This window comes from Treponema sp. UBA7567, from assembly GCF_002476655.1.
Lineage (GTDB): Bacteria > Spirochaetota > Spirochaetia > Treponematales > Treponemataceae > Treponema_D.
Genome location: NZ_DLLH01000013.1, coordinates 46,256 through 52,809, shown reverse-complemented (window position 1 = coordinate 52,809; position 6,554 = coordinate 46,256). Strand labels below are relative to the sequence as shown.

At 41.6% G+C, this 6,554-nt stretch carries 6 protein-coding genes; 5 read left to right on the top strand and 1 reads right to left on the bottom strand.

Annotated elements, in window-relative coordinates; translation table 11 throughout:
- Nucleotides 1–67: 67 nt before the first annotated feature.
- Nucleotides 68–1,741, top strand: a complete 1,674-nt coding sequence (locus B3Y13_RS01075; RefSeq protein WP_296692126.1) for a GDSL-type esterase/lipase family protein — start codon at nt 68–70, stop codon at nt 1,739–1,741.
- A 213-nt stretch (nt 1,742–1,954) separates the two neighbouring features.
- Here B3Y13_RS01075 and hisD read toward each other — a convergent pair whose 3' ends face one another.
- The gene (gene hisD, locus B3Y13_RS01070) at nt 1,955–3,319 is read right to left on the bottom strand and encodes a histidinol dehydrogenase (RefSeq protein WP_296669216.1); all 1,365 of its coding nucleotides are present in this window, start codon (nt 3,317–3,319) and stop codon (nt 1,955–1,957) included.
- Between the two features lie 288 nt (nt 3,320–3,607).
- On the opposite strand from hisD, the gene def reads away from it, so the two are divergent.
- The 4 genes from def to B3Y13_RS01050 all read left to right on the top strand — a co-directional run.
- The gene (gene def, locus B3Y13_RS01065) at nt 3,608–4,189 is read left to right on the top strand and encodes a peptide deformylase (protein WP_296669218.1); all 582 of its coding nucleotides are present in this window, start codon (nt 3,608–3,610) and stop codon (nt 4,187–4,189) included.
- Nucleotides 4,189–5,205: a methionyl-tRNA formyltransferase gene (gene fmt / locus B3Y13_RS01060; RefSeq protein WP_296669220.1), complete on the top strand. Its 1,017-nt coding sequence runs from the start codon at nt 4,189–4,191 to the stop codon at nt 5,203–5,205. The genes def and fmt overlap by 1 nt, the downstream gene beginning before the upstream one ends.
- A gap of 25 nt (nt 5,206–5,230) precedes the next feature.
- Nucleotides 5,231–6,289, top strand: a complete 1,059-nt coding sequence (locus B3Y13_RS01055; RefSeq protein WP_296017141.1) for a PASTA domain-containing protein — start codon at nt 5,231–5,233, stop codon at nt 6,287–6,289.
- Nucleotides 6,290–6,307: 18 nt separating this feature from the next.
- The coding region (locus B3Y13_RS01050) for a type I 3-dehydroquinate dehydratase (RefSeq protein WP_296692122.1) at nt 6,308–6,554 on the top strand (247 nt) is incomplete at its 3' end.

Genomic DNA, 6,554 nt, shown 5'->3' with positions numbered 1-6,554 from the left:
GAAACAACTTAAAAAGTCAAGATTAAAATTGAAGTTTTAATCTTGGCTTTTTTTAGGAGCAAATCAAATGAAAAAAATTGTAAAAATAGCGGCAGTTTTTACGGCTTTAGCTTTGCTGGGAACAGGTTTTATTTCTTGTTCTGACGGAGACGATTCTTCTTCTGACAACAGCGGAAGCCAGAATCCGGCAACTCCCGAAAATCCAGGCGATTCGATGCCATCTGAGTACGATGATTCGGCACTTTCTGCGGCGACTTTATGGGTTGTTGGTGACTCGACTGTTTGTGATTATGTAAAAGATGGAAAACATACTGACGCAACATATTTTTATCCGCGTTATGGTTATGGAACTCAGTTGGCAAACAACTTGTCGTCTAAGATTACAGTAAGAAATCTAGCTCTTTCTGGCCGTTCTGCAAAAAGTTTTCTTATGGAAGAAAATTATCAGACTTTGATTGCTGAAATTAAGGAAGGCGATTTTCTTGTAATTGGGTTTGGCCACAACGATCAAAAATCTGATGACGAAGACCGTTTTGCAAGCGCCGCTGAATCGACAGATACAGAAGGTTCTTTTAAAAATATTCTTTTTAATAAATATATAAAGGTTGCACAGGAAAAAGGCGCAACACCGATTATTTGTTCTCCAATTGTTCGTCTGAGTTCTTCAAACGATTATTTGGGTTCTTATGCCCATATAACTGCTTCGGGGGATTACAGAAAAGCAGCGGAAGAACTTGCAAAAGAAAAATCTGTTCAGTTTGTAGATTTGACGACAATGACAAAAGAAAAATACAAAGAACTTGGCTATGATGAAGCGATTTATTTTCATGCAATGGCTCAAGGAAGTTCTGCCGATTTGCCAAACTTAAAATCAGTTGATGAAACACATATCAATATTTATGGCGCAAAAATGGTTTCGTATTTTTTTGCCATGACAATTTCTCAAAGTTCATGTGCATTAAAACCTTATGTAAAATCAACTTATCTTCCTTCAAAGGATAAAGATCTTGTAAAAAATCCAGACTATGTATTTGTTGATTATGCTGCTCCGGATTTATCAAAATTAAATTCTGTAGAAAATTTAAAGTGTACGTCTGAAGGCTGGTATGGAACTGCTTTTGGCGATTGCGGAGGAGATCCTTCTGCTGCTTCAAATGGATTTTTTGCACAGGAAACTTCAGCAGGAGTTTTTAAGGTTGGCCAGACAGGGACGGCCTCGCCAAAAGGAAAAATAACTTCTTCGGCAGACGGTTTTGCTTTTGCTTTTAAACAGATTCCTGTAAGCAAAAACTTTACGCTTACTGTAAAAGCAAAAGTTTTAGTATCGGTGGCTGGTAAAAATCAGGCGGGCTTTGGTTTAATGCTTCGCGACGACTGCTATGCTCCAAACAAAATTGCGGTAAGCTCAAACTATGTATCTGCAGGACTTTATGCAGATTCTGCAAGTTCTTGTATTGCAAACTGGAAGAGAGAATCTGGTTCTTTAAAAGTTTCTGAAAACAAAATTTCGGCTCTTTATAATAACGACGAAACCGCAGAATTTTCAATTGAAAGAGTTGGCCAGGTTGTAAAAGTTAAGACTGTTTATAAAGGCAATGCTTACGAAACCACTTACACGGATTTTGATTTTGTTGCAAAAGATTCTGATTACTTTTATGCAGGCATGTTTGGAACTCGTGGAACTTGTGTGGAATTTACCGATGTTGTCTTGACAATAACTGGCGAATCTCAAGGCGCATAAGGCTCGAATTTATTTTGGAGCGCAATTTGCGGTCAATCCGGCTCTGCATGGTTGCGCTGTCCGCTCCATTGTCGGGGCAGATTTAGAAAACTAAACCTGCCCCGACAACTAAAGCCATTCCGATCCGGGCTAAGCTTTCTGGTTTATTCTAGTTTTTCTGACAAAAAATTATTTTCTTTTTAGCCAGTTGCCTGGACTTAGACAGGTGTTTTTTTATTCAAGTCTTAAGCGGGCTGCATGTGCGTGGCCTGCAAGTCCTTCGGCGTCGCCAAGGTGTCCTGCGGCTTTTGCAGAAGAAACTGCGCCTTTTGAGCCTGGAATTGTGCGTAAAGTTGTGACTGTTTTTAAGAATACACGTACGCTCAAGCCGCCTGTAAAACGTGCGCTTCCAGAAGTAGGAAGAGTGTGGTTTAGTCCTGCTGAGTAGTCGCCAAAAACTTCTGCGCTGCCGTGTCCCAAAAAGAGCGAGCCGTAATTGTGGCAAAGTTCTGCGATTTTGTCGCGTGTTGTTCCTTCGTCCATTGCAAGTTCGAGGTGTTCCGGGGCTTTTCGGTTCGCGGCTTCTGCTGCCTGTTCAATATTGTCGCAGAGAATGATTGCGCCGCAGTTTTCGATTGATTTTTCCGCCGTTTCTTTTGTTTCGAGGACTTTAAGCTGCTTTTCGATTTCGGTTTGTACCGCCTGTGCAAGTTCTTTTGAATCTGTTGCCAGAATTGGCTGTGCAACAATGTCGTGCTCAGCCTGCGCAAGAAGGTCGGCTGCAACCCATTCTGGATTTGCCGATTTGTCTGCAATGATAAAAACTTCTGTCGGACCTGCAACCATGTCGATTCCGACTGTTCCGTAAACCAGTTTTTTTGCTTCTGCAACAAATTTGTTTCCTGGACCTACGATTACGTCTGTGCGAGGAATTGACTGTGTTCCAAAAGCAAGTGCTCCGATTGCCTGTGCTCCGCCGCAGGCGTAAGCCTTTGTAACGCCGCAAATATATGCCGCCGCCATAATATTTTCGTCAGCATAAGGTTTTCCGCCGACAAAAGGAGAGCCCGGAATTCCAGTTCCTGCTTTTTGCGCGGCTTCTCTGTCGTCAGGATGAACTCTTGGCGGTGTGCATAGAACAATTTCCTTTACGCCTGCCGCAACTGCCGGAGTGACTGTCATTACAACTGTGCTTACGAGTGGAAATCGTCCTGCCGGAACGTAAACACCTGCTTTTTCGACAGGAATATTTTTTTGGCCGGTAAAAAGGCCAGGTTCAAGTTCAACTTCAAAATTGTCAAAAGATTCGCGCTGTTTTTTTGCAAAGCGAAGCGCAAGGTCGTGGCTGTAGCAGAGCGATTTATAAAGTTCTGGATTCTCTTTTTGCATTTTTTGAGCGGCAGATTTTAATTCTGACTGAGGAATTTCGAGCGAAGAAGGCGCGCTTACGTCAAATTTTGTGCCGTATTCTAAAAGCGCTTTGTCGCCGTTTGTTTTTACGTTAAGAAGAATGTCTTTTACAATGTCGATTGAAGAGCCAAAGTCGCGTCCGTTAAAAAAATCGTCTTTTAAATCTTTATAGTTTATGATTTTAATCATCTGTATGCTCCAGAAACATTTTGCAATTTTAGAACAGTCTATTGAATTTTGCGCTTTGTTGCTAGAGAAAGAGTTTTTGGAAAAAATTCGCAGGGCGCGAGAAACGACTTTTATTAACAAAAAATCTTAGCCCCGGCTGGAATGGCGCGCAGCATCCGGCTTTTGCCGGATAAAACCATGCAAGACGGGCCGCGGCAGGTGTTTTGTGCTCCAAATTTTTATCTTATAGAAAAAAAACGCTTTTTGTGGTAGGCTGAACCCGAAAATTCTGTTTTTTTGAAGGTTTTTATGAAAATTTACAAACTAGGCGAAGAGGTTATCCGTCAAAAATGTGTTTCGGTTGAGCCGGCTGAAATTAACGATGAAATGCGCAGTTTTTTTAACGAAATGTTTGATACGATGGACGAGGCTCAGGGCGTTGGGCTGGCAGGTCCGCAAGTTGGCGTTTCTAAAAGATTTTTTGTAATCACTGTTGATGATGGTGTGCGCCGGGTTTTTATAAATCCGCAGATTGTTTATACTAGCAACGATCTGTGCGATTATGAGGAAGGCTGTCTTTCGCTTCCGGGTTTTGAAGAAAAAATTAGAAGACCTTCAAAAGTTACAGTTTCGGCCTTAAATGAATTCGGCAAGCCTTTTACTCTTGAGGCGGACGGTCTTTTGGCCCGCTGTATTCAGCACGAAAATGACCATTTGGACGGAATTGTTTATATTGACCGCGGCGATCCTGAGTTTGCCGCAAAAGTTACAGCTCAGATGAAAAAGCGGCTTGAACGCGCTCAGAAAAAAGAAGCGGAAAAAGCAAGAAAAGCGGCTTCGATCGCTGCAAAAATTGCCGCTAAACAGGCAGCAAAGGAAAGTAAAAAATAGTGAAGATTTTATATGCGGGCTCACCATTGGCGTCGGCCATGGTTTTAAGGAATTTAATTGAATTTTCTCGTTCTGATGAGGGCAAATGTCTTGGAGTCGAAATTGTTGGAGTTTTGACAAATGTTCCGTCGGCTCGCGGGCGTAAAAAAGATTTGATTCCTACAGAAGTTGCTGTTTGCGCAAGAGAAAATGACATTCCTGTTTTGGAATTTGAGCATCTTCTTGTAGAGGCTCGTGAATCGGTTTGCGCTTTAAAACCTGAACTTTTGGTAACTTTTGATTATGGCCGGATTTTTGGGCCAAAATTTCTTGAGCTTTTTGCCCTTGGCGGAATAAACTTGCATCCGTCAGCACTGCCAAAACACAGAGGCTGCACTCCTGTTCCTGCCGCAATTCTTGCCGGAGAAAAACAGCTTGGCGTTACTGTGCAGAAAATCGCGTTAAAAACTGACGAAGGCGACATTCTTGCTCAAAGCTTTGTGGATTTGGACGGAACAGAAACAACTTTGGGCTTGATGGACGGAGATGGAAAAAACAGCCCTGTTGTAGAAGCCGGGACTCAGCTTTTTATTCAGGTTTTAAAAAATTATGCAAACGGAAGATTTGACGGAAAAGCTCAGCAGGGCGAAAGCGACTATACTCCGTTTATAAAAAAAGAAGACGGACTTATTGACTGGAATAAAACGGCTGTGGAAATTGACCGACAGATTCGCGCCTTTACTCCCTGGCCGTTGTGTTTTACTGCTTGCCATGGCATAAAGCTTTCTATTTTGAAGGCGGAGCCAGGAAAACTGGATGCAAATTCTTTTGAAAATAGCGAAAAAATTCAAAATGTTCCGGGAACTGTCCTGCCTTACCGGAAAAATGTTGGAATCGAAATTGTCTGTGGTGGCGGAACTGTGCTTGCTGTTAAAGAACTTCAATGGCAGGGCAAAAAAAATATGGATTACAAAAGTTTTATGAACGGTGCGCGGGACTTTATAGGCTGCGTTCTTGATGATAAAATCAATTTCTAGGAAAATAAAAAATTAGGAAGATTTTATGAAAATCAAAGGATTTTTTTCTAAACTTTGGCAAAAAATTAAAAATTTCAATATTCAGAATTGCCGTGTAAGTTTTATAAAGGGAATGGAAAATTTGCAGGCAAACGGCAAGGCTCTTTTTGTTACTATAATCCTTGCAGTTATTGTAATGCTTTTGACTTGTCTTGCAGTTTTTTTTGCGACTGTAAAAGGTCCGGAAAAGGTTTTGGTTCCAGAAGTTGAAGGAAAGGAATTGGCTCAGGCTCTTTTGGAAATGCAGGTAAAGGAATTGTATCCGAAAATTCAGCTTCGTTATGACGAGCAGCCGTCTGGAACAATTATTTCTCAGTCGCCGTCTTCCGGAGCAATTGTAAAAGCTGGAACACGCGTAAATCTTACTGTCAGCCGCGGAGCAATCGTTTCGGAAGTTGGCAATTATATTGGTCAGAAATATGATAACTTAAAAATTGATTTGACAACGATGTTTACAGGTTCTTCCCGGCCGCTTATTTTGCTTGCAGAACCTGTTTACAAGGCTTCTCTCGAAGAAGCTGGCACAATTCTTGAACAGGAGCCGCCTGCCGGAACAAAAATTTCTAATCCTGTTACGGTTAATTTGATTGTCAGCCGCGGTCCAAGCTTTGACAACACTGCCGTTCCTAGACTTATCGGAAAATCTGTAAAAGAAATGCTCGCTCTCTTGCCAAATTTGCGCGTTGTTCTTGATTTTTCTGCTCACAAGGCTGCAAAAGACGAAAAAGAAAATTCAGTTGTGAGCCAGCAGAAATTTGACAGCCAATATATTGAAAATTACACAAGAATGTCTGTCGAAATGGCATTTCCGGTAAAACCAAAAGACGATTTGATTTATGGAATTTTTGAAACTGAGCTTGCTCAATTCCCTTATCCAGTAGCAATGACGGTTGAATGTATTGAAAGCAACGGTCAGCGCAGTCAGCTTGTGGCGCTAAACCATACAGGCGGACATTTCTCGGTTCCTTACGCAGTAACAGAAGGAAGCGAATTGATTTTGCGTGTTGCTGGAAAAGTTGCAAAACGCGTAACAATAAACGAATAGTTTTGAGTGGAGGAAAAAATGGCGAAATCTTTGGTTTGTCTGTGCGTAACCGGAAAAACTTTGGCGGAAGATGTTGCAATTGTTGAAAAATACAAAGAATTCATTGATATAGTTGAACTTCGTGTAGATTTTCTTGAAGAAGATGAACGTCTTAAAATCCGCGAATTTCCAGCAATGATAGATGTTCCTGCAATTCTTACAATTCGCCGCAAAATTGACGGTGGGCAGTACATCGAGGGCGAGTCGACACGCACCATGCTTTTTG